The 24,923-nt window shown below is 70.9% G+C and carries 27 protein-coding genes and 1 tRNA gene; 11 read left to right on the top strand and 17 right to left on the bottom strand.

Annotated features, from left to right (window positions below; translation table 11 throughout):
• Nucleotides 1-28: 28 nt before the first annotated feature.
• Entirely contained in the window at nucleotides 29-460 is a 432-nt protein-coding gene (locus CRYAR_RS35115; RefSeq protein ID WP_157018296.1) for a hypothetical protein, read from the top strand.
• On the opposite strand, the gene CRYAR_RS35110 is transcribed toward CRYAR_RS35115, so the two are convergent.
• A complete protein-coding gene (locus CRYAR_RS35110) occupies nucleotides 457-1,089 on the bottom strand; it encodes a nucleoside/nucleotide kinase family protein (protein ID WP_211247793.1) in 633 nt (210 codons plus the stop codon). The two genes, CRYAR_RS35115 and CRYAR_RS35110, sit on opposite strands and share 4 nt — an antisense overlap.
• A gap of 116 nt (nucleotides 1,090-1,205) precedes the next feature.
• Here CRYAR_RS35110 and CRYAR_RS35105 point away from each other — a divergent pair, with 116 nt between their 5' ends.
• Nucleotides 1,206-2,582, top strand: a complete 1,377-nt coding sequence (locus tag CRYAR_RS35105) for an MFS transporter (protein ID WP_051571349.1) — start codon at nucleotides 1,206-1,208, stop codon at nucleotides 2,580-2,582.
• Here the strand turns inward: CRYAR_RS35105 and CRYAR_RS35100 are convergent.
• A complete protein-coding gene (locus CRYAR_RS35100; protein WP_035857480.1) occupies nucleotides 2,529-2,768 on the bottom strand; it encodes a mycoredoxin in 240 nt (79 codons plus the stop codon). The genes CRYAR_RS35105 and CRYAR_RS35100 overlap by 54 nt on opposite strands.
• 90 nt (nucleotides 2,769-2,858) lie before the next feature.
• On the opposite strand from CRYAR_RS35100, the gene CRYAR_RS35095 reads away from it, so the two are divergent.
• Nucleotides 2,859-5,021, top strand: a complete 2,163-nt coding sequence (locus tag CRYAR_RS35095; RefSeq protein ID WP_245620569.1) for an ATP-dependent DNA helicase UvrD2 — start codon at nucleotides 2,859-2,861, stop codon at nucleotides 5,019-5,021.
• Nucleotides 5,022-5,703: 682 nt separating this feature from the next.
• Nucleotides 5,704-5,988: a WhiB family transcriptional regulator gene (locus tag CRYAR_RS35085; RefSeq protein WP_051571348.1), complete on the top strand. Its 285-nt coding sequence runs from the start codon at nucleotides 5,704-5,706 to the stop codon at nucleotides 5,986-5,988.
• A 300-nt stretch (nucleotides 5,989-6,288) separates the two neighbouring features.
• On the opposite strand, the gene CRYAR_RS35080 is transcribed toward CRYAR_RS35085, so the two are convergent.
• From CRYAR_RS35080 to CRYAR_RS48280, 3 genes are all read right to left on the bottom strand, one after another.
• Nucleotides 6,289-7,599 (bottom strand): ABC1 kinase family protein, encoded by a 1,311-nt coding sequence (locus tag CRYAR_RS35080; protein ID WP_035857478.1) that lies wholly within the window; start codon nucleotides 7,597-7,599, stop codon nucleotides 6,289-6,291.
• Nucleotides 7,596-8,633, bottom strand: a complete 1,038-nt coding sequence (locus CRYAR_RS35075; RefSeq protein ID WP_035857476.1) for a hypothetical protein — start codon at nucleotides 8,631-8,633, stop codon at nucleotides 7,596-7,598. The genes CRYAR_RS35080 and CRYAR_RS35075 overlap by 4 nt, the downstream gene beginning before the upstream one ends.
• A 145-nt stretch (nucleotides 8,634-8,778) precedes the next feature.
• On the bottom strand, nucleotides 8,779-8,952 hold the full coding sequence (locus CRYAR_RS48280) for a DUF5679 domain-containing protein (protein WP_342673840.1): 174 nt from the start codon (nucleotides 8,950-8,952) through the stop codon (nucleotides 8,779-8,781).
• 360 nt (nucleotides 8,953-9,312) lie between these two features.
• On the opposite strand from CRYAR_RS48280, the gene CRYAR_RS35070 reads away from it, so the two are divergent.
• Complete coding sequence (locus tag CRYAR_RS35070) at nucleotides 9,313-9,864, top strand: M48 metallopeptidase family protein (RefSeq protein ID WP_051571347.1); 552 nt, start codon at nucleotides 9,313-9,315, stop codon at nucleotides 9,862-9,864.
• Nucleotides 9,865-10,705: 841 nt separating this feature from the next.
• Here the strand turns inward: CRYAR_RS35070 and CRYAR_RS35065 are convergent.
• The gene (locus tag CRYAR_RS35065) at nucleotides 10,706-11,923 is read right to left on the bottom strand and encodes a zinc-dependent metalloprotease (protein WP_035869020.1); all 1,218 of its coding nucleotides are present in this window, start codon (nucleotides 11,921-11,923) and stop codon (nucleotides 10,706-10,708) included.
• 44 nt (nucleotides 11,924-11,967) lie between these two features.
• Between CRYAR_RS35065 and CRYAR_RS35060 the strand changes: the two genes are divergently transcribed.
• Together CRYAR_RS35060 and CRYAR_RS35055 are read left to right on the top strand one after the other, a co-directional pair.
• Nucleotides 11,968-13,065, top strand: coding sequence for an NAD-dependent epimerase/dehydratase family protein (locus CRYAR_RS35060; protein ID WP_035857475.1), 1,098 nt, complete (start codon nucleotides 11,968-11,970; stop codon nucleotides 13,063-13,065).
• A gap of 28 nt (nucleotides 13,066-13,093) precedes the next feature.
• Nucleotides 13,094-14,113 carry a PDZ domain-containing protein gene (locus tag CRYAR_RS35055; RefSeq protein ID WP_169745183.1) on the top strand — a complete coding sequence of 340 codons (1,020 nt, stop codon included), beginning with the start codon at nucleotides 13,094-13,096 and terminating at the stop codon, nucleotides 14,111-14,113.
• On the opposite strand, the gene CRYAR_RS35050 is transcribed toward CRYAR_RS35055, so the two are convergent.
• On the bottom strand, nucleotides 14,110-14,664 hold the full coding sequence (locus tag CRYAR_RS35050; protein ID WP_035857474.1) for a PPA1309 family protein: 555 nt from the start codon (nucleotides 14,662-14,664) through the stop codon (nucleotides 14,110-14,112). The genes CRYAR_RS35055 and CRYAR_RS35050 overlap by 4 nt on opposite strands.
• 118 nt (nucleotides 14,665-14,782) lie before the next feature.
• Between CRYAR_RS35050 and CRYAR_RS35045 the strand changes: the two genes are divergently transcribed.
• Nucleotides 14,783-17,812 (top strand): UPF0182 family membrane protein, encoded by a 3,030-nt coding sequence (locus CRYAR_RS35045; RefSeq protein ID WP_245620739.1) that lies wholly within the window; start codon nucleotides 14,783-14,785, stop codon nucleotides 17,810-17,812.
• Between the two features lie 39 nt (nucleotides 17,813-17,851).
• On the opposite strand, the gene CRYAR_RS35040 is transcribed toward CRYAR_RS35045, so the two are convergent.
• Together CRYAR_RS35040 and CRYAR_RS35035 are read right to left on the bottom strand one after the other, a co-directional pair.
• Nucleotides 17,852-18,280, bottom strand: a complete 429-nt coding sequence (locus CRYAR_RS35040; protein ID WP_035857473.1) for a hypothetical protein — start codon at nucleotides 18,278-18,280, stop codon at nucleotides 17,852-17,854.
• Nucleotides 18,280-18,495, bottom strand: coding sequence for an HVA1 family protein (locus tag CRYAR_RS35035; protein WP_035857472.1), 216 nt, complete (start codon nucleotides 18,493-18,495; stop codon nucleotides 18,280-18,282). Before CRYAR_RS35035 ends, CRYAR_RS35040 begins: the two co-directional genes overlap by 1 nt.
• Before the next feature lie 105 nt (nucleotides 18,496-18,600).
• Between CRYAR_RS35035 and CRYAR_RS35030 the strand changes: the two genes are divergently transcribed.
• Nucleotides 18,601-18,677: transfer RNA gene (locus tag CRYAR_RS35030), tRNA-Met, on the top strand.
• 124 nt (nucleotides 18,678-18,801) lie between these two features.
• Here CRYAR_RS35030 and CRYAR_RS35025 read toward each other — a convergent pair.
• From CRYAR_RS35025 to CRYAR_RS35010, 4 genes are all read right to left on the bottom strand, one after another.
• Nucleotides 18,802-19,005, bottom strand: coding sequence for a cold-shock protein (locus tag CRYAR_RS35025; RefSeq protein ID WP_035857471.1), 204 nt, complete (start codon nucleotides 19,003-19,005; stop codon nucleotides 18,802-18,804).
• 200 nt (nucleotides 19,006-19,205) lie between these two features.
• Complete coding sequence (locus tag CRYAR_RS35020) at nucleotides 19,206-19,535, bottom strand: hypothetical protein (protein ID WP_035857469.1); 330 nt, start codon at nucleotides 19,533-19,535, stop codon at nucleotides 19,206-19,208.
• 124 nt (nucleotides 19,536-19,659) lie between these two features.
• Nucleotides 19,660-19,845: an antitoxin gene (locus CRYAR_RS35015; RefSeq protein ID WP_035857468.1), complete on the bottom strand. Its 186-nt coding sequence runs from the start codon at nucleotides 19,843-19,845 to the stop codon at nucleotides 19,660-19,662.
• A gap of 13 nt (nucleotides 19,846-19,858) precedes the next feature.
• Nucleotides 19,859-20,755: an SCO6745 family protein gene (locus CRYAR_RS35010; protein WP_211247790.1), complete on the bottom strand. Its 897-nt coding sequence runs from the start codon at nucleotides 20,753-20,755 to the stop codon at nucleotides 19,859-19,861.
• A 157-nt stretch (nucleotides 20,756-20,912) separates the two neighbouring features.
• On the opposite strand from CRYAR_RS35010, the gene CRYAR_RS35005 reads away from it, so the two are divergent.
• Nucleotides 20,913-21,398, top strand: coding sequence for a winged helix-turn-helix transcriptional regulator (locus CRYAR_RS35005; RefSeq protein WP_211247789.1), 486 nt, complete (start codon nucleotides 20,913-20,915; stop codon nucleotides 21,396-21,398).
• Nucleotide 21,399: 1 nt separating this feature from the next.
• On the opposite strand, the gene CRYAR_RS35000 is transcribed toward CRYAR_RS35005, so the two are convergent.
• Nucleotides 21,400-21,648: a hypothetical protein gene (locus CRYAR_RS35000; protein WP_035857467.1), complete on the bottom strand. Its 249-nt coding sequence runs from the start codon at nucleotides 21,646-21,648 to the stop codon at nucleotides 21,400-21,402.
• A 155-nt stretch (nucleotides 21,649-21,803) separates the two neighbouring features.
• Here CRYAR_RS35000 and CRYAR_RS46320 point away from each other — a divergent pair, with 155 nt between their 5' ends.
• On the top strand, nucleotides 21,804-22,571 hold the full coding sequence (locus tag CRYAR_RS46320) for a GntR family transcriptional regulator (protein ID WP_157018294.1): 768 nt from the start codon (nucleotides 21,804-21,806) through the stop codon (nucleotides 22,569-22,571).
• Here CRYAR_RS46320 and CRYAR_RS34990 read toward each other — a convergent pair.
• From CRYAR_RS34990 to CRYAR_RS34980, 3 genes are all read right to left on the bottom strand, one after another.
• Nucleotides 22,560-23,471, bottom strand: a complete 912-nt coding sequence (locus CRYAR_RS34990) for a hypothetical protein (RefSeq protein WP_211247788.1) — start codon at nucleotides 23,469-23,471, stop codon at nucleotides 22,560-22,562. The two genes, CRYAR_RS46320 and CRYAR_RS34990, sit on opposite strands and share 12 nt — an antisense overlap.
• Nucleotides 23,472-23,567: 96 nt before the next feature.
• Nucleotides 23,568-24,368, bottom strand: a complete 801-nt coding sequence (gene hisN / locus CRYAR_RS34985; protein WP_035857465.1) for a histidinol-phosphatase — start codon at nucleotides 24,366-24,368, stop codon at nucleotides 23,568-23,570.
• Between the two features lie 17 nt (nucleotides 24,369-24,385).
• A complete protein-coding gene (locus tag CRYAR_RS34980) occupies nucleotides 24,386-24,709 on the bottom strand; it encodes a hypothetical protein (RefSeq protein WP_051571345.1) in 324 nt (107 codons plus the stop codon).
• Nucleotides 24,710-24,923 lie beyond the last annotated feature (214 nt).

The raw sequence follows: 24,923 nt of genomic DNA, 5'->3' as shown, positions 1-24,923 counted from the left end.
GCGGCCCCTTACACCGGGGAGGTCAGCGATGCCGAGAACTGTTGTTCCACCGAAGCCGCGGGCGTTGCGGTTACCGGAACCCGAAGCGCGGCGGAAGGCTCCCGCGGTCCGCCGGGTCGCGGCGGGTGTGCTGATGACCGCGGTCGTGGTCGGCAGCACGGCCGGTGCGACGCTGGCCGCGAGCATCGAGGACTCCGACACCGTGCCGGTCGTGGTGCGGCCTTCCGAGGCCACGCCGTCCGCGAGCCCCGACCGCGTGCAGGACGTCTCGCTGCTGGTCTACAGCTGGCCGTCGCCGTCGCCGTCGTCGACGAAGTCCACCGCGGTGCGGACGACCGACCCCGACCAGGGCGTGGTGCGCCGGGCCGGAACCGCGACCCGGATCGCGGTGGTCTGGGCGGTCGCCGCGACCGTGGCCACCGCGGGACTCATCGCCGGTTCGATGCTGGGGCGCCGCTAAGCCCGCACGACGACGGCGGGGCGGCGCGGGTCGTCGGCGCGGACCACCACGTCGGCGATCGCCTCCGGCTCGACCTCGGTCGCGTACCGCTCGAACGCCGGGAGCGTCCAGTGCTCCGGCGCCGGGGTGCGCCGCCGGAGCGCGCCGTCCGAGAGCCGTACGTGCACGGCCAGGTCGAAGGCGAGGCCCCGGCCGAGCAGCAGCGGCCCGTCGACGAGCAGCACCGCCCGTGGTGGCACCGGCCGGTAGCCGGCCCGCGCCGCACGATCCGCCGCGGCGTCCCAGAGCGCGGGCAGGTACCGCTCACCCGCGGCCCACGGGGTGAGCACCTCGCGGGTCAGGCCCCCGGCGTCGAGCCAACGGTCGTAGAACGAGTCGGGGTCGGTCTTGCCGAACTCCCACCGCAGCGACGCCGGCCGCAGGAAGTCGTGCGCGCGCACTCGCACCGCGGCGACACCACCGGCTCGTAACGGCTCGACCATCCGGTCGGCGAGGCGCCCCGGTTCCGCCGCGTCCGCGCCGTCGATCGCGACGCGCAGGTGATTACCGGCAGTCAGGCAGAGTTCGGCGAGGAGGTCGGCCAGAGCCTCCGGCGTCACCGGAACCGGTTGATCGGTCAGCTCGCTCACCTGCCCAAACGTACTCCGATAGTCCTGATCGCGTTGAACGGGCGATATCGGGCGACTATGTTCCCCCACGTGGACGGTCGTGGCTGACCGGCATTACGTCACGACCGGGGGTGACGATGAGGCTCGCCGCGTTGTTACGGAGGTCGGACTTCCGGCTGCTCTTCTTCGGGCAGGCGCTGTCGATGTTCGGCGACTCGGCGATGCTGCTCGTCCTGGCGATCTGGGTGAAGGAGCTGACCGGCAGCAACGGCATGGCCGGCCTGACGCTCGTCTTCGTGGCGTTGCCGTCGCTGCTCGGGCCGCTCGGTGGCTGGTTGATCGACCGGGTCCGGCGACGGCCGTTCCTGGTCGTGACGAACCTCTGCTCGGCGCTGTCGGTGCTGCCGCTGCTGGCGGTGCGCTCGGCCGAGCACGTCTGGCTGATCTACGCCGTCGCGACGCTCTACGGCACGCTTCTCGTGCTGCACATCGCGGCGTTGAACGCGTTGCTGAAGGCGATGCTGCCGGAGAACGCCCTCGGCTCGGCCAACGCGGTGCTCCAGACGGTCAAGGAGGCGCTGCGGCTGGTCGCGCCGCTCACCGGGGCCGCGCTCTACGCGGTGGTCGGCGGCGGCGGGGTGGCGGTGCTCGACGGGGTGACGTTCGTCGGGGCCGCGATCGCGCTGAGCGCGCTGGCCGTCGCCGAGCCCGAGCCGGTCGCGCGGCGGGAGTCGATGCGCGAGGAACTCCTGGTCGGGCTGCGCTTCCTCTGGAACGCCGGGCCGCTGCTGCACGTCACGGTCGCGCTCGGGATGGCGCTGCTCGTCGTCGGTATCGCGGAGTCGGTGGTGTTCGCGATCGTCGAGTCGCTGGGTCGCCCGCCGGAGTTCGTCGGCGTCGTGGTCGCGATCCAGGGCATCGGGGCGGTGGCCGGCGGCTTCGTGGCGACGTGGCTGATCCGGGGCGCCGCCGAGGTGCGCACGGTCGTGGTGGGCCTGGTGACGTTCTCGGTCGGCGCGGTGATGATGGTGGCGCCGTGGTTACCGTTGCTCGCGGTGGGCGTCGTTCTGGCCGGGTTCGGGCTACCGCTCGTGCTGGTGGGATTCGTCACCAGCTTGCAGCGCAGCGCCAGCGGGCCGCTGATGGGACGGGTCACCACCGCCGCCTATCTGATCATCGGCATCCCGCAGACCGTCTCGGTCGCGTTGGGAGCGTTGCTGGTGGCGATCATCGACTACCGCTACCTGCTCGCGGTGATGGCCGGAGGTACCGCGCTGGCGGCCGCGTACCTGCTGGTGGCCGGCCGGGGCCGGACGATGACGATTCCGGCGCCGGACGCCGGGGGAGGCGCGCAGACCGCGGCCGGCGCGGTGTCGGCGAGCCGGGCGATGGGCTGGGCGTTACCACCCGCCCCGGCGCCGGCGGACGATCCGCCGGCCACCGGGAAGGCGTCGGGAGAGTCAGCGGCCGAGCTTGGCCCGGACGTCGGCGATGCTCGGGTTCGTCAGCGCTGAGCCGTCCGGGAACTGGACCGTCGGCACCGTCTGGTTACCGCCGTTGACGCTCATCACGTACTCCGCGGCCTTCGGGTCCAGCTCGATGTCGACCTCGTTGTATTCGATGCCTTCGCGGGCGAACTGGCTCTTCAGCCGCCGGCAGTAGCCACACCACGTGGTCGAGTACATCGTCAGGGTGCTCATACGGACATCCTCTCTGCTAAGTCACCGGTCACGTAACACCGCCTGGGGACAGCCCCTTCCCGCTCAGTGGGCAGTGGCAGTATCGGACGGGTGACCGTCACCCCCGCCGCGTCCGTGGACACCCGTCTCGTCGACCCCGCTGCCGTACTGGCCGGTCTGGACGACGAGCAGCGGGCGGCGGTGCTGGCCCCCCGTGGGCCGGTCTGCATCCTCGCCGGAGCGGGCACCGGTAAGACCCGGGCGATCACGCATCGCATTGCCCATGGAGTGTTGACCCAGGCAACTGCGCCCAATCATGTACTCGCCGTGACATTCACCGCGCGCGCCGCGGGGGAGATGCGGGGTCGGTTGCGGGCGCTCGGGGTCTCCGGCGTCCAGGCACGCACGTTCCACGCGGCGGCGCTGCGTCAGCTGCGGTACTTCGCGCCCCGGGTGTTCGACGGCCGGGCGATGCCGGAACTGCTCGAGACGAAGGCACGCGTGGTCGGCCAGGCGGCGACGCATCAGCGCGTGAAGCTCGACCGCACCGGCGTCCGTGACCTGACGTCCGAGGTCGAGTGGGCGAAGTCCGCGATGGTGGAGCCCGACGGCTACGTGGCCGCGGTGGCCGACACGGCGCGGGAGACACCGCTGCCGCCCGATCAGGTCGCCGCGGTCTACGCCGGTTACGAACAGCTCAAGCGCCGGATGGGCGTCATCGACTTCGAGGACCTGCTGCGCGCGACGATCTGGGCGATCGAGGAGCACCGCGACGTCGCCGAGCAGATCCGGGCGCAGTACCGGCACTTCGTCGTCGACGAGTACCAGGACGTCAACCCGCTGCAGCAGCGGCTGCTCGAGGCGTGGTGCGGCGGGCGCGACGACCTGACCGTCGTCGGCGACGCGAGCCAGACGATCTATTCGTTCACCGGCGCCGACGCGTCCTACCTGATCGACTTCCCACGCCGGCACCGCGGCGCGGTCGTGATCCGGCTGGAGCGGGACTACCGCTCGACGCCCCAGGTGGTCGGCCTCGCCAACGAGGTGATCGCGGCCGGGCGCGGCGTCGAGGCCGCCGTCCGCCTGCAGCTGATCGGGCAACGCGCACCCGGCCCCAAGCCTCGCGTCTCGCACTACCCCGACGAGCCGGCCGAGGCCGGTGCGGTCGCGGCCCGCTGCCGCGAGCTGCTCCGCTCCGGGGTTCCGGCGGCGGAGATCGCCGTGCTCTTCCGCATCAACGCGCAGTCCGAGACGTACGAGCAGGCGCTGGCCGACGTCGGGGTGCCCTACGTCGTGCGGGGCGGCGAGCGCTTCTTCGAACGGCCCGAGGTCCGGGAGGCCATGCTGCTCCTGCGGGGTGCGGCCAGGGCGGCGCAGAGCGACGAGGCGTCCTCCACGGTGGACGCGGTGCAGGGCGCGCTGTCGGGGTTGGACTGGCGTGCGGACGCGCCCCCGGCCGGTGGCGCCGCCCGCGAACGCTGGGAGTCGCTCGCCGCGCTGCTGCGGCTCGCGGACGAGACGGTCGGCGCCGACACTCCCGCCGCCGAGGGGCTTCCGCGGTTCGTCGAGGAGCTTGCGGCCCGCGCCGCCGCGCAGCACGTCCCCACCGTGGACGGTGTGACGCTCGGCTCGCTGCACGCGGCGAAGGGCCTGGAGTGGGACGCGGTGTTCCTGGTCGGCCTGGCCGAGGGCACGCTGCCGATCACGCACGCCAAGACGCCGGCGCAGCTCGAGGAGGAGCGCAGGCTGCTCTACGTCGGCGTCACGCGGGCGCGCGAGCATCTCTGGCTGTCGTGGGCCGCGGCCCGCTCGCCGGGCGGCCGGGGAAGCCGGCGGCCGTGCCGGTTCCTGCCCGCCGGAGCGCTCCCGGCCGGTGTACCGGGCACCTCGGTCGCTCCGTCGGTGAAGCCGGCGGCGAGGCCCGCGTCGCGGTCGTTGCCCACCTGCCGGATCTGCGGGGTCGCGCTGTTCGACCCGACGCACCGCAAGCTGCGCCGCTGCGGTGACTGCCCGGCCAACTACGACGAAGAGCTCTACGAGCGGCTGCGGACGTGGCGCGGAGCGCTGGCCCGCGAGCAGAAACTGCCGCCCTACGTCGTGTTCACCGACGCGACGCTGACCGCGGTGGCCGAGTTGCAGCCCTCGAGCGAGGCGCAGCTGGCCGAGATCGCCGGGGTCGGCCCGCGCAAGCTGACGCTGTACGGCTCGGCGTTGCTGGCGATCGTCGGTGGCGCCGATCCGGCGTCGCTCGTGACAATTTCCGAAGCGGATTGAGTTCGTTTTACGGCGGATTCAGCGGCGTGTCGGGCGCAACGCGCCGTGCCGACTGTCGGGTGGCAGACAGCTGCCGAGTTCTGGCCGAAAAATAGGTTGGCCAGGGACCCGGCCCGGGCTTAACCTGCCTGTGCGCCGGGGAACCGGCGCGCCGATTCCAGGAGTCTGGTTTTGGCAGGGCTTTTTAGCGCACCGAAGGGTGGTGGTCCCAGTGATCAGCTTCATGACTCCGAAGCTTCGGGGCACCGCCATGTCGTCGTGGCGTCTTGCTGATGGCCCGCTGGCCGCTGTGGCTGCGCACGCAGGCACAGCGATGACCACCGGTGTCTCGGCAGCGCGGAAGCGGATCGCGCCGTCCGGCGCGCCTGCGTATGCGCATGTCGTCTGCGCTGCGCAGCACATGTCCCTGGTCAATGGGGAGAACTCTGCCCCCTTGGCGGCCCCGGCCTCCGCGCTCACCGGCGCAGTGGTCGAGTCCTTCGGCACTCAGGTCCAGACCCAGCTGAGCATCGGCGCCACGCGCGTCGATGGTCGCGCGGGATCTCCGCCTCGAGGTGAACCGGTCTAAAAGACCGGCGGCACTCCTCGAGGCCGTGGATCCCATACCGGGATCCACGGCCTTTTTGTTTGTCCCCGTCCAACCGACTGACAACGAATGCACGACGGAAGAGGAGATCCGGTCATGACGGCAATCGATCTCGCCCCGGACTTCGGGGTGATCGACCCGGATGAAGCGCTGCCCTGCCGGCGGGAAGACCCTGAGCTCTGGTTCGCGGAGACCCCCGCTGACCTCGAAGTAGCGAAGGCCCACTGCCAGGAGTGCCCGCTCCGTGAGGCGTGCCTGCAGGGTGCGCTCGAGCGGCGCGAGCCCTGGGGTGTCTGGGGTGGCGAAATCTTCGAGCGCGGTGCCGTGATCGCACGGAAGCGGCCCCGTGGTCGTCCCCGCAAGAACACGGTCGCAGCCTGATGAGCCGCGCCCACACCGCGCACTACCGGTCCGGACGGATCGGCCGCGGACTCGCCCCCTACCCCGCAGCGCCCGAGATGAGCACCGCCTTGAACCACGAACCGACCTGGAGTTTCGAGATGTTACTTCTGAACGAAGCCCTGGCCCGATCCCGAATGCAACAGGCCGCGCCGCGACGCGCCCGCATGGGTGCCCGTCGGCCGGCCCGCGTCGTAGCCGCGGCTGCTGCCCGTCTCCGGGACCGCCTCTGAGCGGTCGTTTTCCCTGGCCCGCCCCTGTTTTCAGGGGCGGGCCCTTCGATTATTCGACGAAACCCGGCTGCCATCGCTCGACGACCGACCGGTAGTGCGCCTTGGCTTCGAGCTGGCAGAGCACCCCGATCGATCCGAGCGTCACCCGATGGATCAGCAGATAGCTCGGCGGCAGGTTGAGCTGGCGCCCCAGCTGGTAGGCGGGGCTGCGGGGATCACCGAGCCGGGCGGCTTCCTTGCGCAGCCAGGCCCGGGAGAACTGGAATTCGTCCTCGGCCATCGGGTCGAGCATCGGGCGCACGTACTCGAGCAGCTCTTTCGCGTCGACGTCGGCGTCCCGTTTCACGAAGCCCTCGTCACGCAGGCCCTCGAGCACGCCCTGGGCGTCGCCTTCGAGCGCGAGCCGGGCGAGCCGGCCGACCGGCTCCGGCAGCCCGTTCGGGAGCCGGGCCACCGCGCCGAAGTCGAGCACCCCGAGCCGCCCGTCGGGGAGCAACCGGAAGTTGCCCGGGTGCGGGTCGGCGTGCAGCAGCTTCGTGCGGGCCGGTGCGGAGAAGTGGAGAACGGCCATCCGCTCGCCGGCGAGGTTGCGCTGCTCCGGCGAGCCGGTCGCGATCACCTCGGAGAGCGGTGTGCCGTCGATCCAGTCGGTGACCAGCACCCGTGACGTGCCCGCCAGCACCCGGGGCACCGCGATCTCCGGATCGTCCCGGAAGGCCTTCGCGAACGCGCGGGTGGCCTTGGCCTCGAGGTGGTAGTCGAGTTCCTCGGCCACCCGGGCCTTCAGCTCGGCCACCAGCGGCTTGATGTCGAGGCCGGGCTGCAGCACGGTGAACAGCCGGGCCAGGCGTCCGAGTTGGTTGAGGTCGGCGATCAGGGCCGGGCCCGCGCCGGGGTACTGGATCTTCACCGCGACGTTCCGGCCGGACGACCAGACCGCGCGGTGCACCTGCCCGATGCTCGCCGCGGCGGCGGGGCTCTCGTCGAACTCGCGGAACTTGGTGCGCCACTCCGGGCCCAGTTCCTCGGCTAGCACACCGTGCACGGTCGCGGCCGGCATCGGCGGCGCCGCTTCCTGGAGCTTGGTGAGCGCGGCCCGGTACGGCTTGGCGACCTCCTCCGGGAACGCCGCCTCGAAGATCGACAGCGCCTGGCCGAACTTCATGGCGCCGCCCTTGAGCTGGCCCAGGACGCTGAACAACTGTTCGGCGGTGCGTTGCTGGACCTCGCGGGCGACGGCCTCGGCCGGAGCGCCGCCGAGGCGCTTGCCGATACCGAGGGTGGCGCGGCCCGCCATTCCCAGCGGCAGAGCCGCGAGCTTGGCGGTGCGGGTGAACGCCCGCCGGGGGATGTCGGTCACCTGACCATTGTCGCGCGCTCTTCGCGGACCTGCCCGTCGCGGAGGCAGTCACATCGCGGGTGGGGTGTCCAGACGCGGTGCCGCAACGGGACGCCGGGTGGCCCGACCTCGAGCGAAACCCCGAGCGCCGCGGTGGCGGCACCCTCCAACCGGCCGATGACCTCGGTGGATGCGAGCGCGGCGGCCGAGCTGATCACGACGGTCTCGGCGGGTTCCGGGCGGGGGTCGGTCGCGAGCTGGGCGGCGAGCACGGGCCAGACCGGGTCACGATCCGTTCGGTGAGCCTCGACACACGTGAGGCAGGCGGTGCGGCCCGGCAGGACGAGCGGCCCGACGATCGCCACCCCGTCCCGGAGGAGCACCGGCAGATGGGGGACGCGGCCGGACATCCAGCGCACCTGATCCGCGGGCGGTGGCACCGGCCCGGCGGCGAGCACCACGAAGTCCGGCGCCGCGTCGAGCGGCCGGGTGTCGACCGCGGGTGCCGCCCGGCGTACCGCGTCGATCGCCGCCAGCAGGTAGGGGCGGCCGACGTCGTCGGGGCGCAGGCCGCCGACCGTGACGTCGTCCGGTGTGACCACGCCGGAGCCGGAGACCACGACCCGCCCGACACCGGCGGCCGCGAGCAACGCGGCGATCACCGGCCCCACGCGCCCGCGGCACCGCACCAGCACGTGCGCGTGGCGCCGGGCCCGGACCCGGCCGACGGCGCCCGAACCGTGCGTGAGCAGCGCGGAGGCCAGCTCTGCCGGGAGCGGCGGGAGCGGGGCGCCGGCGCGGGGGACGAGATGATCGGCGTCGACGACTGCGCCCCGGGCCACCAGGAGGCGGATCAGGGATTCACCGGCGAGGCCGGCCGGCGCGGTGGCGAGCACCTCCGGCAGCGAACGCCGGCCATCGAGCGCGGTGAGGAAGCCGGCCAGGCCGGAATCGACGGCGGTGAGCACGGTCGCGCGCTCGGGATCGACGCCGAGCTGCAGCGTCGTGGCGTCCCGCCAGAGCCGGGACAGAGCGGGCAGGAGGAGCGGGCGCATGCCTGAGAGGGTGCCGCTCCGGGCGGTGGGGCCGCTTCGGTCGTCCACAGCCTGGGGGTGGGGCCCGCGGCCCGTGGCCGCTGGTGCTGGGGTGCTAGCGGCGGCCCGCCGAACCGGCGGGCCGCCCGCGAGAGGTACGGAGGAGTCAGGCCTTGCCGAGGATGCGGTTCATCTTGGTACCGCATACCGGGCAGGAGCCCTTCGCCATCCGGCGCCCGGATTCGCTCGTCGTGACCTCACCTTCGAAGTCACGCTTCTCCTTGCATTTCACGCAGTAGCCGTTGTAAGTGTCGGCCACAGTGCCTCCTCGGCTGGACATGGTCGGCCGACGGAGGACAGGTCCGCCGGGTCGACCGACCTTATCCGGCAAAACGGGCATAACTAATGGGAGGCTCGCCGGGAAAATTACACCGGTGGCAATCCGCTCCGGAGGTTCGCCGGGCAGCAAAGGGCCCCTGGACGGCGCCCGTCCCGTCACCTTCCCCACGTGCCGGGGCGAACGGTCGCCACAGGGGCTCTTGTGACGCTAGGCCGGAACGCCCCTCTGCGTCAACGCCGGGACCGATCAACCGGTGCTCGGGACAGCGATCGCAACGGACATCCACCCTGTGGAGGAGGCTTGTCCACAGGATTGACGACACGGCTGACGGAGTAGCCGATCGAGGGCTAGCGTGCCTTCATGGACCCCGGACACCAGATCTCCGTGCAGGTCCGGCGCAGCGCGCGCCGGCGCCGCACGGTCGCGGCGTACCGCGATGGTGACACGGTCGTCGTGCTGATCCCCGCGCGCTTCAGCGCTGTGGAAGAGCGCGAGTGGGTGAAGAAGATGCTCGCTCGCCTCGACGCGCGTGACCGTCGCTCCCGCCGGCCGCGCGGCGACGCCGAGCTGGAGGCGCGGGCGCTCCGGTTGGCCGCCACCTACCTCAGCGACGAGGTCCGCCCGGTCAGCGTCCGGTGGGTCAGCAACCAGCGCGGCCGCTGGGGCTCCTGCACGCCGGCCGAGGGCACGATCCGGCTCTCCTCACGGCTGCGCGGGATGCCCGACTGGGTGATCGACTACGTGCTCGTGCACGAGTTGGTGCACCTGCAGATCCCAGGGCACGGTCAGGACTTCTGGGACCTGGTGGAGCGCTACCCCCGAGCCCAGCGGGCCCGCGGCTACCTCGAGGGCGTGGCCGCCGCCGCCAGCCTCGACCTCTCCGATGAGAGCGACCCGGCACTGGGCGCGTAGCACCCGGCCGAGGTGGCGTTGTCCGCCGCGGCGTGCGAGGCCGACCGTGCTCCGGTGGGGCGCACGGGGGCGATGTTGTGTGCCCACCGTGGTGGGCATGCACCTACCCGTCATCGGCGGGCCGGGACACCAGTGGTCGACGTGGTGTCGCCCAGCCCGGTGCGGGGTGTACCGACTGGCCGGTCGGCGGGCCGGACCTTTGACGGTCGAGGTGGTGTGTCCGCCGCGGTGGACGAGGGCAGTCGTGCAGCGACCCGCGAACCGGCGGGCTCGGACCACCAGCGGTCGACGTGGTGTTGCCCACCCCGGAGCGTGAAGGGTGGGCGTGCACCCACCCGCTGATCGGCGGGCCGGGACGACCGGCGGCCGACGTGGTGTCGCTCACCTCGGTGCCCGAAGTCAGTCGCGCGACGACCCGCTGATCGGCGCGCCGGGACCACCGGTGGTGGCGTGGTGTTTGTCCGGCGAAGTGTGCGAGGGCGGTCGCGCTACGACCCGCTGATCGGCGGGCCGGGATCGCCGGTGGTCGGCGTGGTGTCGTCCACCCGAGTACGCGAGGGGAGTTGCGCAACGACCCGCCGAACGGCGGTCGGGGACCTTCAGCGGTCGTGGAAGGAGCCGGCCCGCATAGGCGGCCAGCTCGGAACGGAGCCGCCGAGCACGCGGAGCGGCCGCGCCCAATCGTGAGCGCCCCGCCCCTGAGCGGAGCGCCCCTGAGCGCCCCGCCCCTGAGCGCCCCGCCCGCCCTGAGCCCGCGCTGTGCGGGCGCCGAGCTCACCCGTGCCGCGCTCACCCGAGCGCCCGCGCTGTGCGGGCGCCGAGCTCCCGGGCCGCGCCGTGCTCACATCTTGTCGAGGTCCGAGATGTCGAAGTCGGGACCGTCGTTGTCCGCGCGGGCGAAGGCTTCGGGGTCGTCGAGGTCGGACGAGGTCGGCACCAGGTCGGGGTGGCCCCACACGGCGTCGCGTCCTTCGGCCCCGCGGTGTTCGAGCAGCGCGTTCCAGAGCGTCGCGGCGTCACGCAGCCGGCGCGGGCGCAACTCCAGGCCCACCAGCGTCGCGAACGTCTGCTCGGCCGGACCGCCCTCGGCCCGGCGGCGGCGGAACGTCTCGGTGAGCGCCGCGGCCCCCGGCAGACGCTCGGCCGCCACCTTGTCGACGATGTGCGACACCCAACCCTCGACCAGCGCGAGCGCGGTCTCCAGGCGGGCCAGGGCGGCCTGCTGCGCCGGCGTGTCCTCGGGGGTGAACAACCCACCGCTCAGCGCCTGCTGCATCGACTCGGGGTCGTTCGGGTCGATCTCGTGCATCGCGCGCTCGATCGTGTCGGGGTCGACGTGAATGCCCCGCGCGTACGCGTCGACGGCGTCGAGCACGTGCGTACGCAGCCAGTTGACGTGCCCGAACAGCCGGGCGTGCGCGGCCTCGCGCAGCGCGACGTAGAGCCGGATCTCCTCGGTCGGCTGCTCCAGCCCCTCGCTGAACTTCGCCAGGTTCGTCGGCAGCAACGCCGCCGTTCCCGCCGGCCCCAGCGGGAGACCGATGTCGGACGACGTCAGCACCTCACCGGAGAGCTGCCCGATGCCCTGGCCCACCTGGCCGCCGAACATCATCCCGCCGATGCCGGCGAGCATCCCGGTCATCGGGCCGAGCTGCGCGGCCGCCTGCTCGGGCAACATCTTGCTCATCGCGCCGACCACCCGCTCGGCGAGCGGATCGCACAGCCGCTTCCAGGCGGGAATCGTGGCGTCGATCCATTCGAGCTGACTCCACCCCACCGCGTGCGAGACACCAGAAGGCAGACTGGTGACGAGGTCGAGCCATACGTCGGCGAGTCGGAGAGCGTCGACGGCCTCCGTGCGTTCGGTGGCGGTGAGCGAGCGGTCGCTCTCCCGCGCCAGCCCGGTGGCGACCTGTTTGGCGAGGTCCCAGTTGACCGTTCCGCCAGACTGCGACGACGAGAGGATCTGCTGCAGTTGAGCCATCATCGCTGCCCACTGCGGGTCGTTGGGGTTAGGTTGACCCCCCGGAAGCGAGAAGCCGAACGGGGTGTCGGTCATGACTGGCTCACCATGCTGTCAACCGTATCCCTGGTAGGCCCGCGATGACCCGCCCGCTTCGTGCCGCGCGTGCCGCCGCGGCCCCCTCGGCGGGCCTCACCGTGGCGGTCACGGGTGCCGCGTCTCCCATCGGCCAGGCAATCTGTCGTAGTTTGGCCAACGCTGAGGGAATTCGTCAGGTGATTGCGCTCGACGCGAAAAAGCCGGGCGTGCCCAACGTCCGGTGGCGGAAAGCCGACCCGACCGACCCCACGCTCGCCTCCGCCCTGCACCGGGTCGACACGCTCGTGCATCTCGCGGTCGCCGACGATCCGGCCCTCGACCGCGCCGAGCAGCGTCGGCGCACGGTCACCGGCGCCTCGGTCGCGCTGACCGCCGCGGCGGCCACCGGCGTCCGGCACGTCGTCCTGCTGTCCTCGGCGCGGGTCTACGGCGCGTTCGCCGACAACCCGGTGCCGCTGCCGGACTCCTCGCCCGTGCGGGCCCGCCCGGACGGCAGCGCGCTCGACGACCTGCTCTCGGTCGAAGAGTTCGCCGCCCGGGCCGCCCGGATGTATCCGCAGGTGGAGACCGCGTTGCTGCGCCCGGCGGTGATCGTCGGACGGGGCATCGACCGCCCGGCCGGCGGCGCGCTCGACGGGCCGCGTCTGCTGGTGGTGCGGGGCACCAAGCCGATCTGGCAGTTCTGCCACACCGAGGACCTGGCCGGTGCGGTGCTCACCACCGTCCTCGCCCGCCTCACCGGCCCGCTCAACGTCGGCTCCGAGGGCTGGATCGAGCAGTCCGAGGTCGAGCGGATCCTCGGCCGCCGCCGGGTCGAGCTCCCCGCCGACGCCGCGGTCGGCACCGCGACCCGCCTGCACGCGCAGGGCATCAGCGGCGACCCGGCGACGCAGCTGGACTACCTGATGCACCCGTGGGCGGTCGACGCCGGGAAGCTGCGCGCCGCCGGCTGGGAGCCGGCGTACACCAACGAGGAGGCGCTGAGCAGCTGGGCGCAGGGGCGGCCGCTGCTGCCGCTGCGGATCAGCGTGAAGGGTGCCGCGGTGGCCGGTGGCGCCGCGGCCGGCGTCTCGGTCGCGCTCGTCGGCACCGCCGCTCTGGTGCGCAGAGCCCGTCGTAACCGTCGGTCCCGACGGTGAGACCTTGGCGGATACGCTGACGGCCATGATGTTGCGGCGCGGCTTGACGGTGTTCGTTGGCGCCATCCTCGCGTTGCTGCTCTCGCTCGGCATGGCGCTGCTGCCGGTGCCCTACGTGGCGCTCGGCCCCGGCCCGACGGTCAACACGCTCGGTAGCCGCGACGGCCACGAGATCGTGACGATCACCGGGACGCCCACCAGCAGGTCCGCCGGCCACCTGAACCTCACCACGGTGTCGGTGAGCCCCGACCTGAACCTCGGTAACGCGCTGGTGGGCTGGCTCGACGGCACGGTGGCGGTGGTGCCGCGCGAGGTCGTGTACCCCCCGGGGGAGTCCCGGCAGCAGGTCAACCAGGAGAACGCCCAGGCGTTCAAGGACTCGCAGACCTCAGCCGAGACCGCTGCGTTGCGTGAGCTCGGCTATCCGGTGAAGGTCACGGTCTCCAAGGTCGCGCCCGGCTCGCCGTCCACCGGCAAGCTGGCGGTCGGCGACGTCCTCACCTCGGTCGACGACACCGCGGTGACCAGCGGCGCGAAGCTGCGCGCGCTGCTGGCCACCAAGCAGCCGGCGCAGACGGTCAAGATCGGCTACCGGCGGGGGACGACCACCGGCACGGCGTCGGTCACGTTGGCGCGCAGTGACGACGACGCGCGTCCGCTGCTGAAGATCGAGACCAAGGACGAGCAGCCGCACCCGTTCCAGGTCTCGTTCGACCTCGACAAGATCGGCGGCCCGTCGGCGGGGCTGATGTTCGCGCTGGCCGTCATCGACAAGGTCAAGCCGGAGGACCTCACCGGCGGCAAGTTCATCGCCGGCACCGGTGAGATCGACGACGACGGCAACGTCGGCGCGATCGGCGGCATCGCGCAGAAGATGGTGGCCGCCCGGCGCGCCGGTGCGACCACCTTCCTGGTGCCTGCGGACAACTGTCTGGAGGCGGCCGGCGCGACTCCCGACGGCCTGGAGCTCGCGCGCGTGCAGACGCTGGACGAGGCCCTCACCGCGCTCACCGAGATCCGCGCCGGCCGCCCGCCGCGCGGCTGTTAGTCGAGGGTCGCTCGGAGCGCAACCACCAGGTTCGGGGCCAGGTCGGCCCCGTAGACGACCTCGGTGGCCTCGGTGGCGTCCTGCGGGCGCATCCGCAACGCGCACGCGCTCGTGCCGTCGCGCAGTACACCGGCGACCATGCGCACCTCGCGCCGGTCGGCGTGGCCGGCCGCCCACTCCACCGGGTCGGCGTCGTCCGGCCGGGAGTCCTCGGCGTCCGGTGGGAGCACCAGCACCTCCTGCACCAGCGCGCAGCCCAGCACCGAGTCGGGCCAGGCGATCCGGGCCAGCGTCTCGTCGAGCGGCGCGTCGCCGATCGACTCCTGTTCGACCGGCGTGATCGACCCGGGTTCGAGATCCTCCGCGGAGATCCCGACCTGGTCGGCCAGGCCGGGTTCGGCGGCGAGCAACTCGGCGGTGTCGACGAGGGCGTAGAGCGCGGGTGGCTGGTCCCAGCCACCCGCGTCAGCGTGTCGTTCGAGCTCGAGGACGACGGCGTGCAGGGGGTCGGGGAGTGATACCCCGTTCACGCCGGAGTGGACGTCGGTCATGGGCCCAATGCTGGCACGGAGCTGTGACAGGCGTGGTGCGCAGCCTGCGGCCTGGTAGATGCAAGGTAGGTTTACCTCCACGCTTTGCCGCAATCCACACCGGGAGATGCCCGTGGTCATGCGTTCGCCGCTGCCGTCGGTGAGCCGACGCGCCCGGCGGGTCGTCATCGTTCTCGTATCCGCCGTCGTGCTGCTGTTCGTGCTCACCGCAGGGAGCAGCCTCTACGCCGACTGGCTCTGGTACGACGAGATCGGCCTCACCCGCGTTCTGACGACGCAGCTGCAAACCAAGCTGTTGTTGTTCGTCCTGTTCGGCGTCATCACCGGCGCGATCGTCGCCGTCAACCTCTACGTCGCGTACCGGTTGCGTCCGATCTTCGCGCCGATGTCGCTCGAGCAGCAGAACCTCGAGCGGTACCGGATGGCCATCGCGCCGCGCTTCGGCCTGCTCACGCTGGCCGCCGGTGCGGTCGTCGGCGTGATCACCGGCTTGTCGGCCCAGGGCCAGTGGGACACCTGGCTGCTGTTCGTCAACTCCACGCCGTTCGGCCAGAACGACGAGCAGTTCGGCCGGGACATCTCGTTCTACGTGTTCGAGTACCCGTTCTGGCGGTACGTGCTGAGCGTCGCGTTCACCGCGATCGTGCTCTCGGTGATCGGCGCGCTCGTCGTCCACTACCTGTTCGGCGGCATCCGCCTGCAGGCCGGCTCGGGCGGTCGCCTGGGCACCGCGGTCATCGGGCACCTGTCCGTCCTGCTCGGCCTGTTCGTCGCGCTGAAGGCGGTCGCGTACTACTTCGACCGCTTCGGGATGCTGTTCGGCTACAACGACGCGACGAAGACACACGGAGCCTCGGCCGCCGACATCGAGTTCTTGCTACCGGCGAAGAACATCCTGTTGTGGATCGCCGCGTTGTGCGCGTTGGTGTTCTTCGCCAACCTCGGCTTCCGGCGGGTGCTGCCACCGGCGATGGCGCTGATCCTGCTCGGCATCTCGGCCATCGTCATCGGTGGTGCGGTGCCGGCGCTGGCCGAGCAGTTCACGATCAAGCCGAACGCGGCCGAGCGTGAGGCCGACTACATCGAGCGCAGCATCGCGGCCACCCGGGATGCCTACAACATCGACGACATCGACCGGCAGAACTACACCCCGAACACCACGGCGTCGGCGCAACAGGTCGCCCAGGAATCGGGCACCGTGCCCAACGCGCGGTTGCTCGACCCGAACGTGCTGTCGGACACGTTCACGCAGCTCCAGCAGGTCCGGTCGTTCTACCGGTTCAACTCCAGCCTCGACATCGACCAGTACACCGTCGACGGTCAGCTGCAGGACTACATCGTCGCGCTGCGCGAGATGGACACGAGCCGGCTGGACGAACAGCAGCAGAACTGGATCAACCTGCATCTGAACTACACGCACGGCAACGGCTTCGTCGCCGCGCCGGCGAACCAGGTCACCGACGCCGGGCAGCCGTACTTCGTCTCGGGTTCGCTCGGCGAGGCGCCCACCGCCGACGCGGAGCAGTCCGACCAGCAGGGCGCGAAGCTGCGGACCGCGTTCAACCGCGACAACCCGGTGCGCCAGCCGCGGATCTACTACGGCGAACTGGCCAGCGACTACGCGGTCGTGGGCAAGGCACCCGGTGGCGAGGACCGCGAGTTCGACCGTCCCACCACGTCCGGTGGCGACGAGAGCGAGCAGGTCAGCTCCACCTACGACGGCAAGGGTGGCGTGGCGGTCGACTCGTTGACCCGCAAGGCGCTGTTCGCGCTGTACTTCCGCGAGCGCAACTTCCTGCTCTCCAGCGCGCTCAACGACAACTCGAAGGTCATGTACGTCCGCAACCCGCGCGAGCGGGTGGAGAAGGTCGCCCCCTTCCTGACGCTGGACGGCGACCCGTACCCGGCCGTTGTCGACGGTCGCATCCAGTGGATCATCGACGGCTACACGACCAGCAACTTCTACCCGTACTCGCAGCGCGAGACGCTCGGCGCCACCGCCGTCGACTCGCGGACGGGCGCGGGCACGGTCGCGCAGCAGAACGACCAGATCAACTACATCCGGAACTCGGTGAAGGCCACCGTCGACGCGTACGACGGCACGGTCACGCTCTACCAGTTCGACGACACCGACCCGGTGCTGAAGGCCTGGAACAAGGCCTTCGACGGCATCGTGAAGCCGAAGAAGGACATCCCGCCGGAGCTCGCCGAGCACTTCCGGTACCCGGAGGACCAGTTCAAGGTCCAGCGGTCGCTGCTGGCGAAGTACCACGTCAGCACCGCGGGTGACTACTTCAACGGCCAGGACTTCTGGCAGGTGCCGGACGACCCGACGCCGGGCCGCGGTGGCAAGCAGCCGCCGTTCTACGTCGTCGCGCAGTGGCCGGATCAGGCGAAGCCCACGTTCCAGATCACCACGCCGATGGTCGCCAACCGGCGGAACAACCTGACCGCGTTGATCAGCGCGCACTACGACGACAACTACAAACCGGTGATCCAGATGCTGGAGCTACCGGGTGATTCGCAGATCTCCGGTCCAACGCAAGCGCAGAACAAGATGCGTAGCGAGGACACGGTCCGGAACAACCTGAACGTGCTGGATCTGGGCGACTCCGAAGTGGTGTACGGCAACCTGCTGACGTTGCCGGTCGCTGGAGGATTGCTCTACGTCGAACCGATCTACCAGAGAGCCAGCGGGCAGGATTCGATCCCGCTGTTCCAGAACGTGCTGATGCTCTACGGGGAAAAGGTCGCGTACCAGTCCACGTTGGGCGGTGCGCTGGACAGCCTGTTCGGTGAGGGGGCGTCCCAGGACGCGCCCGAGGGTCAGCAGCCGGGCGATCGGCCGAGTACCACCCCGTCGCCGGGCGCCACCCAATCACCCGGGGCCACACCGTCACCGTCGACGTCGGCCAGCCCCAGCGCGCCGACGAGCCCGACGCCGAGCACGGCTCCGGCACCGGGCGGCAGCGTCGACACGGCCGCGGCCGCGGTCGAAAAGGCCAACGCCGACCTGAAGGCCGCTCAACGCACCGGTGACCTGGCCGCCATCGGTAAGGCCACCCAGGATCTGCAGAACGCGGTCAATTCCTGGCAGGCGGCGAGGGCCAGGGCCAGCGCCAGTCCAACGCCACGACCAACCGGCTGAATCGAGAAGGCCCCGCCCATCGGGCGGGGCCTTCGCCGTTCAGGGCCGGGCTTCGTGGTGCCGTCGCCCGTGCGTCCGGCGTTTCTCTTTCATCTCTGATTCGAAGACGTGCCGTCGTCCGGCGAGCAATTCGTTACGCGCGTCTCTTTCAAGTCCACGGAACGCCGCGTAATAGCCGTCGTCGAACTCCTCGACGATCTGGAACGTCCAGCGCCCCTCAATGACGTTGCGTCCGATCAATTCCGTCCGGACGCGATCCGCGAGTCCTCCGTGCCCGCCCTCGTGCAATAGCTCCGCGGCCTCGTCGAGCATGAGATCGGCGTGACCGGTCAACTGGTGCAGGGCGTAGAGGTGGCCCCGTGCCTGTTCGATCGTCTCCAAGGCCTCGCTGAGCTTGCCGACGGCGGCGACGGTGTCGTCGTCCGCCCCCGGAGGGCGCTGGTGGGCCTGATCGGGTCGTTCGCCCATCAGCTGTCGACGCGGGTGAGCGCGGAGGGCTTGTGGACCGCGGTGCCGCCGCTCTGGTCGCTCTTGACGAGGTACTGCGGGTCGTCGCTGCTGGCTCTCACGGTGCGGCCGGCTTCTTCGGTGTCGCTCGTGAGCTTCTTCTGCACCGTGCCGACGGCTTCGCCGCCGTGGCTCTTCCAGCTCACCCGATCACCCTTGCGGAAAGAGTTCGTCATGGAGTGCGGATTCCCGTGACGATCAGGGACAAACAGCCAGCGTGGTGGGCCGTTTTGCAGATCCGTCGAACGCCGCGCTATGGTTGAGGAGCACGACAGCAACGGCGCGGGGTGGAGCAGCTCGGTAGCTCGCTGGGCTCATAACCCAGAGGTCGCAGGTTCAAATCCTGCCCCCGCTACCACGGGAAATGGCCCGGACGACATTCGTCCGGGCCATTTTTTCGCCTCCGGCACGGCGCGAAAACTAGAAAGCGGAGGCCGGCACCGAAGCGCTGGCCTCCGCCCTGATCAGCGGGTGCTGAAGGGTCAGATCGGGCGGATGTTGGCCGCCTGCGGGCCCTTCTGGCCCTGGGTCACGTCGAACTCGACCTGCTGGCCGTCAGACAGTTCCTTGTAACCCTGCACCTGGATCGCTGAGTAGTGGGCGAAGACGTCGGGGCCTCCACCGTCCGGCGCGATGAAGCCGTAACCCTTTTCGGCGTTGAACCACTTGACGGTGCCGGTAGCCATGCACGTTCTCCCTCTGGCGGGCCTTGTCGAACCCACACTTCGTGGGTCCCGTGTCGCGGTCGTGCTCGCCCTGTTCCAGAGGAGGCCAGAACAACAAAAGAGCGCCTGGATTACAACCCCAGGCGCTCTTTTCATGCGAACCAAAGACTGCAACGGCGGTAACGGTAGCACGCACTGCGGCGTCTAGCGCCTGAAGCAGGCTAGGGTTTGTCGGCGCGTTTACGCACCGCCAATGGGGCTCCGGCCAGGTCCTCTTCGTTGCAGAGCAACTTGACTTCGTAGTAGGGAGCGCCCTCCGCATCGTCGTAGTCCAAATGGATGGCGATGACGTCCACCGGTTCCGCCAACCAGGTCTCGGTCTCCCGGAGCCAGGCGGCTGCGCGCTCGAGCGCGGTGGGGAGGTCGTCGTCGCGGAACTGGACCGGACGGTACGGCACCCCCTCAACACGGTCGTTCGGGTGCGCCGGAGCAGGAAGGTCGACTGCCAGGCCGGACTCGTCGAGCCGGAGCTCGATCGTCTCCTCGATCACCTCATCGAGTGTTCGCCATTATCGGCCGGTCCACAAGCCGACAAACGCACCGTGTTACCTCTGACGCTCCTGCTCGAGCGCGTTTCGAGCCGTTGTCGACGGCTCGAAAGCGCTGATCAGGCGGCTATCGGTTCCTGGTGGTGTCGCCCTCGCCGGTGTGCTTCTGCGCGGCGTCGACGGCTTTGTCGATGTTGGCGCTGTGCTTACGGCCGGTGCGCTCGTCGACGATGTCGCCGAGCTTGTCCAGGCCCTTGTCGACCTGCGCGTCGTGCTTGTCGACGAATGCCTTCGCCTTGTCGAACAGACCCATGGCCCCTCCTCGGTCAGTCGGTCCCGGGGGCCGGGAGGCCGACCGGGTTGGGGAACGGAAGCACCCCTGCTGCCACGATCGTCGTGGCGAGCGGTGTGAGCAACTCCGTGAGTTCGGCGGTCGCCTCGGTGCCGAGCACGCGGTACGGCCCGGAGGCCAGCTGGTCGGTGTCGTCCTCGAGGGTCTCGCGGGCCGCGACACCTTGCGGCGTGAGCGTCCAGTCCTCGCGCAGCCAGCCGCGCCCGACCAGGCTCTCCACCCCGGCGTCCCAGTCCTCGTCCGACCATTTGCGTGCGGTGCGCAGCAACTCGGCCGACGACCGGCCGGAGGCGATCGCCAGGATGTGTGCCTCGACCGGCCCGATCTCGCCGGTGACCAGCAGCGAGACGTGCCCGTCGCCGCGGTGCTCGCGCAGCACGGTCAGCGCGTGCCAGAGCGCGAGGTGGGGCGCGTCGGGCACGGTGAGCGCCGCGTTGGCGGCGGCCAGCGGCCGACCGGAGACCTCGGCCCCCCGGACCGCGGCGGCGGCCTCCACGGCCAGGTCGGTGGCGCGGCCGACGTTCGGGTCGGCGGCGATCTCGTCGCCGAAGAGGCGGCGCAGCGACGCGTCGACACCGGCGAGCCTGGCCTCGATCAGCTGCTCGGGGGTGGCGTACTTCCACACGTCCGGCACCGCGCGCTCCACCATGCCGGGGTGGAAGTTGTGGAACGTGGCGGTCACCGCCGCGGCCGAGACCGCGCCGAGCGGAGCCGCTCGGCAGCCGAAGTAGCCCATCCAGTAACCCTTGAGTCCCAGCGCGTCGGTCGCCTGCCGGGTCTCCGGGGCGAAATAGCTGAGCACGTGGACGACCTCGAGAACCTGCCAGGCGCGGCGGGCCAGGGCGGGGTACGGGTCACGGAGTTCGGGCACGGATCCTCCCGAGCGGCGGAGGTGGATGGGCGAGAGCCAGCCTGCCACAGGACAGCGTGTGATCGCCCGACTCCACCGTGGTTCCCGTCGTCCGGACCGGGTTGGTGGGATTGGTGGCGGTGGCCGACCTCGGTTTGACATGGCAACCTTGGGTGACGTGAGTGACGACGTGTTGGAGTTCGACGCCACGACGCTTCCGGGCCGGCCCTGTTCGATGGCGGCCGCTCTGTCGCTCGTCGGCGAGAAGTGGGCCCTGCTGGCGATCCGCGAGATCTTCTGGGGCAACCACCGCTTCGACGAGATCGCCCGCAACACCGGTGCGCCGCGCGACCGGTTGGCCGCGCGGCTGCGGAGTCTCGAAGCGGCCGGGGTGGTCGAGCGGCAGCGCTACTCGGAGCGGCCGCCGCGGTTCGAATACCACCTCACGCCGGCCGGGCGGGACCTGTCGACCGTGATGGACTCGCTGCGCAGCTGGGGTGACCGGTGGCTGGCCGGCTCTCCGCCGGCGGCGATCGCCCACAGCTGCGGTGAGATGTTGGACGGCCTCTACGTGTGCCGCCACTGTGGCGACGAGGTGCGCAACCTCGACCTGGAACTGCAGATGCGGATGCCCGACTGGGACCGGAGCGGCCCGCTGGCCTGAGTCAGGCCGCCCAGGTGTACCAGCCGTCAGGCTGTCCCCGGCGCCGACGGAGGCCGGCGGCGAGCCGGGCTTCGAGCCGGTCGAACAGGTTCGATCCAGCGTCGCGATCGTCCTCGGCGGCGGGTCGGTGGTCGGCGGGGTGCGGTTTCGCGACCCCCCGCGTAGGGACCGGTTCGGTCATGTTCGCCGGGATGACCCGCAGCCGGGCGGCGGCGGTGATCTGGTCGGGGTGGAAGCGGCCGTGCATCATGGCGTCCCCCGTTCGGGGCGGTCGGAGATGAGCAGTCAGTGGTGCTGGCGCCTCGAGTCGCGGTACGGTTAACTATCGATCCGACGATAGACAATTAAGGTACCTACAAAAGATGGTGCCTTGTTGAGAGCTCGGGGTCAAGGGTGGAGGCGGCCATGGCAGCCGACCAGAGCCAATACGACCAGCCGCAATACCAGGTCATCGCGAACGATCTGCGCGCCCGCATCCAGCGGCGGGAGCTGCCGCCGGGCGCCCAGGTGCCCACCGAGAAAGACCTCGCGGCCGCCTACGACTGCTCGCGCAACACCGTCCGGATGGCGTTGCTGGCGCTCGCCAACGAGGGCCTGATCTCGGCCGGCCGCGCGCGGGCCGGCCGCACCGTCCGGCGGCGTGAGCAGTTCGTGCTGACGCACCGGGTCGAGGAGGATCTCGGCGCGGCCCGGTTCCGCGGCCCCGACAGCTTCGCCGACCAGGCGCACCGCAACGGCCGGACGCCGACGCAGGAGATCGAGGTCTCGATCGTGGCCGCCGGGCCCGAATGGGCCACCCGGCTCGAGGTGCCGGCCGACGAGCGGCTGGTCGTGCGTCGCCGGGTGCGCTTCCTGGACGGCGCGCCGTCGCACCTGTCCGAGTCGTACTACCCGCTGTCGCTGGTGGAGGACACGCCGGTGCTCGACCCCCGGGAGATCGTGCCGAGCGTCGTGCCGTTGCTGGCGGCGCTGGGGCACCGGCAGGTGCGCTACGCCGACGAGATCCTCACCCGGATGCCCGATCCGGAGGAGTCGCGGCTGCTCGAGATCGGGGTCGGCGTGCCGGTCATCGAGCACGTCCGCACCGGCTGGAGCGTGGCCAGGCCGGTGCGCCTGACCAGGACCGTACTGCCCGGCGACCGCCACCAGCTCCGGTACGAGCTACCGGGCTGACGCGCGCGCCGTGGCGGCGGCCTTGGATTTGGCGCACCGCTTCCGGCTTCTCTCCTCGTACCGTTCGCGGACGTGGTGCTGCGGCTCGGCGTAGCGCGTCAGCAGCAGCACCGATCCCAGCGCGGCGACGAAGCCGACCGCGGCGAGCCATTCCCGTCCCGGCGCGATGCGGTCGCCGAGCAGCAGAAGGCCGACCAGGGCGGGCGGGATGGCGGCGGCGGCGTCCATCGACGCGACGGCCGCGGTGGTGGAGCCGCGCTGCATCGCCAGCCCGAGCAGCAGCTGTCCGACGACGGTGTGCGCGAGCAGGATGTAGAGCAGCGGGTCGGTGACGAAGGCCCCGATCGAATGCGCGCCGGCCAGTGGGCGCGACGCGATGGCCACCGCGCCGAACGACAGCCCGGACAGGGCGCCGAGCGCGACCGAACCCGGGGCGCCGTGCAGCGGCACCGCGGCCCGGCCCAGCAGCCCGACGATCGGCACGCTGAGCGCCAGCGCGCAGACCTCGACGCCGTTGAGCGGACGGGACTGGCTGACCTCGGCCGAGATGATCAGCGCCGCGAGGCCGAACACGAGCGTGCCGAGCAGCACGACCTCGGAGACCGGATGTCGCCACTTGAGGAAGGCCACGCCCAGCAGCACCGTGACGCCGAGGCCGGCGGCCACCGCGGTCTGGACGAGGAAGAGCGGCAGGTCACGCCGGGCGAAGAAGGCGAAAGCGAACGCGAGCAGCTGGCACAGCAGCCCGGCGAGGTAGACCCGGTGGCCGGCGAGTTTCAGCAGCAGGCCCGGATCGAGTTTCGAGTGCACGCTGACGCGAGCCGCGGCGACCGACTGCAAGAAGTTCGCCACGCCGTAAGCGGCCACCGAAGCGCCCAGGAAAACCCATCCGAAGGACACCTCTGCGAGGATAAGCCCCCACCTCACGAGTCGCTCGCGGAGGCTTCCGCACCAGCCTTTCGGGCGATGGGTGCGGTCGACTCCCTGATCAGATAGCTAAAGTCGGCCCGTGTCGGTGCCGATGATCTTCAACACGGATTCGTGCAGCAGTCCGTTCGTCGCTACCGCGCTGCCTCCGGCGGGTCCGGGCTTTCCGGAGAGATCGGTGAACGTGCCCCCGGCCTCGGCGACGATCGCGGCGAGCGCCGCGAGGTCCCACAGCGAGACCTCCGGTTCGCACGCCACGTCGACCGCGCCCTCGGCCAGCAACACATAGCTGTAGAAGTCCCCGTAAGCACGGGTGCGCCAAACCGATCGCGTCAGATCGACGAAGTCCCCCAGCGCGCTCTGCTCTTCCCAGCCCGAGAGCGACGAGTAGGAGAGCGACGCGTCGGCGAGGTTGCTCACGGCCGAGACGTGGATCGGGGTGCCTGCGGTGGGGCGCCGCCCGGCGTAGGCCCCACAGCCCTTCGCGGCCCACCAGCGGCGGCCCAGCGCGGGGGCCGTCACCATCCCGGCGACCGGCTCGTCGTTCTCCAGGAGCGCGATGAGCGTCGCCCAGACCGGTACCCCGCGGACGAAGTTCTTGGTGCCGTCGATCGGGTCGATCACCCAGCGGCGGACGCCGTGGCCGGGAACTTCGCCGAACTCCTCACCGATGATGCCGTCGCGGGGGCGGGCCCGGCTGAGCGTCGAGCGCAGCGCCTGCTCGACGGCAGTGTCGGCATCGGTGACCGGAGTCATGTCCGGTTTCGACGAGACCCGAAGGTCCTGCGCCTTGAAGCGGGCGGTGGTGATCCGGTCCGCGGTGTCGGCCAGGACGTGGGCGAACGCCAGATCGTCGGAGTAGCGGGACATGGACTGGAGGCTACCGCTCAGAGCCGGACCAACTGTTCCGCCGCGTTCGGGTCGTCGTACGCGCCGTAGCGCAGCAGCACCGACGCCGGCCGGGCCGGGAACGAGCGCAGGGCCGGCTCCATCGCGGCGAACAGGCGGTTGGCGTCGGGGCCGTAGGCGGAGAGCACCAGCTCGTCTTCGCTGAACTGCGGCTGCTCGAACTCACCGGCGCCCGCGGATTCGATCGCCGACGCCAACTGCTCTTCCAAGGCGTAGACGTTGTGCAGGTTCGTCGCCGTGCCGCTCGGACCCGCGGCGAGGTGGAACCGTGCGACCACGACGTGTTCGGAAACGTCCGCCATCGCGAAGGGGTTTTTGCGGGAGAAGAATCCCAATTTAGTGTCCCTACTTCTGGGTGGCTCCGCGCGCACGGGCCGACCGCGACGATCCCCCGCGGCCCGCACTGTACCGCCGCCACGAATTCGGTTGCACGGGGCACGGCGACATTGGAACCGGGTGGAGGGGACAGATCGGCCGGTCGTCGGATAGCGCGGCGAATCGATTCCGACAGTGGTC

This window comes from Cryptosporangium arvum DSM 44712, from assembly GCF_000585375.1.
Classification (GTDB): Bacteria; Actinomycetota; Actinomycetes; order Mycobacteriales; family Cryptosporangiaceae; genus Cryptosporangium; species Cryptosporangium arvum.
The sequence above is the reverse complement of the archived record's forward strand: the minus strand, read 5'-3'. Positions and strand labels throughout refer to the sequence as shown.

Bases quoted from the DNA above. Each gene is read 5' to 3' on its own strand.
- CRYAR_RS35115 (WP_157018296.1), top strand. From the start codon at position 29: ATGCCGAGAACTGTTGTTCCACCGAAGCCGCGGGCGTTGCGGTTACCG.
- CRYAR_RS35105 (WP_051571349.1), top strand. From the start codon at position 1,206: ATGAGGCTCGCCGCGTTGTTACGGAGGTCGGACTTCCGGCTGCTCTTC.
- CRYAR_RS35100 (WP_035857480.1), bottom strand. From the start codon at position 2,768: ATGAGCACCCTGACGATGTACTCGACCACGTGGTGTGGCTACTGCCGG.
- CRYAR_RS35085 (WP_051571348.1), top strand. From the start codon at position 5,704: ATGACGGCAATCGATCTCGCCCCGGACTTCGGGGTGATCGACCCGGAT.
- CRYAR_RS35075 (WP_035857476.1), bottom strand. From the start codon at position 8,633: ATGCGCCCGCTCCTCCTGCCCGCTCTGTCCCGGCTCTGGCGGGACGCC.
- CRYAR_RS48280 (WP_342673840.1), bottom strand. From the start codon at position 8,952: ATGTCCAGCCGAGGAGGCACTGTGGCCGACACTTACAACGGCTACTGC.
- CRYAR_RS35070 (WP_051571347.1), top strand. From the start codon at position 9,313: ATGGACCCCGGACACCAGATCTCCGTGCAGGTCCGGCGCAGCGCGCGC.
- CRYAR_RS35065 (WP_035869020.1), bottom strand. From the start codon at position 11,923: ATGACCGACACCCCGTTCGGCTTCTCGCTTCCGGGGGGTCAACCTAAC.
- CRYAR_RS35060 (WP_035857475.1), top strand. From the start codon at position 11,968: ATGACCCGCCCGCTTCGTGCCGCGCGTGCCGCCGCGGCCCCCTCGGCG.
- CRYAR_RS35055 (WP_169745183.1), top strand. From the start codon at position 13,094: ATGTTGCGGCGCGGCTTGACGGTGTTCGTTGGCGCCATCCTCGCGTTG.
- CRYAR_RS35050 (WP_035857474.1), bottom strand. From the start codon at position 14,664: ATGACCGACGTCCACTCCGGCGTGAACGGGGTATCACTCCCCGACCCC.
- CRYAR_RS35045 (WP_245620739.1), top strand. From the start codon at position 14,783: ATGCGTTCGCCGCTGCCGTCGGTGAGCCGACGCGCCCGGCGGGTCGTC.
- CRYAR_RS35040 (WP_035857473.1), bottom strand. From the start codon at position 18,280: ATGGGCGAACGACCCGATCAGGCCCACCAGCGCCCTCCGGGGGCGGAC.
- CRYAR_RS35035 (WP_035857472.1), bottom strand. From the start codon at position 18,495: ATGACGAACTCTTTCCGCAAGGGTGATCGGGTGAGCTGGAAGAGCCAC.
- CRYAR_RS35025 (WP_035857471.1), bottom strand. From the start codon at position 19,005: ATGGCTACCGGCACCGTCAAGTGGTTCAACGCCGAAAAGGGTTACGGC.
- CRYAR_RS35015 (WP_035857468.1), bottom strand. From the start codon at position 19,845: ATGGGTCTGTTCGACAAGGCGAAGGCATTCGTCGACAAGCACGACGCG.
- CRYAR_RS35000 (WP_035857467.1), bottom strand. From the start codon at position 21,648: ATGATGCACGGCCGCTTCCACCCCGACCAGATCACCGCCGCCGCCCGG.
- CRYAR_RS46320 (WP_157018294.1), top strand. From the start codon at position 21,804: ATGGCAGCCGACCAGAGCCAATACGACCAGCCGCAATACCAGGTCATC.
- hisN (WP_035857465.1), bottom strand. From the start codon at position 24,368: ATGTCCCGCTACTCCGACGATCTGGCGTTCGCCCACGTCCTGGCCGAC.
- CRYAR_RS34980 (WP_051571345.1), bottom strand. From the start codon at position 24,709: ATGGCGGACGTTTCCGAACACGTCGTGGTCGCACGGTTCCACCTCGCC.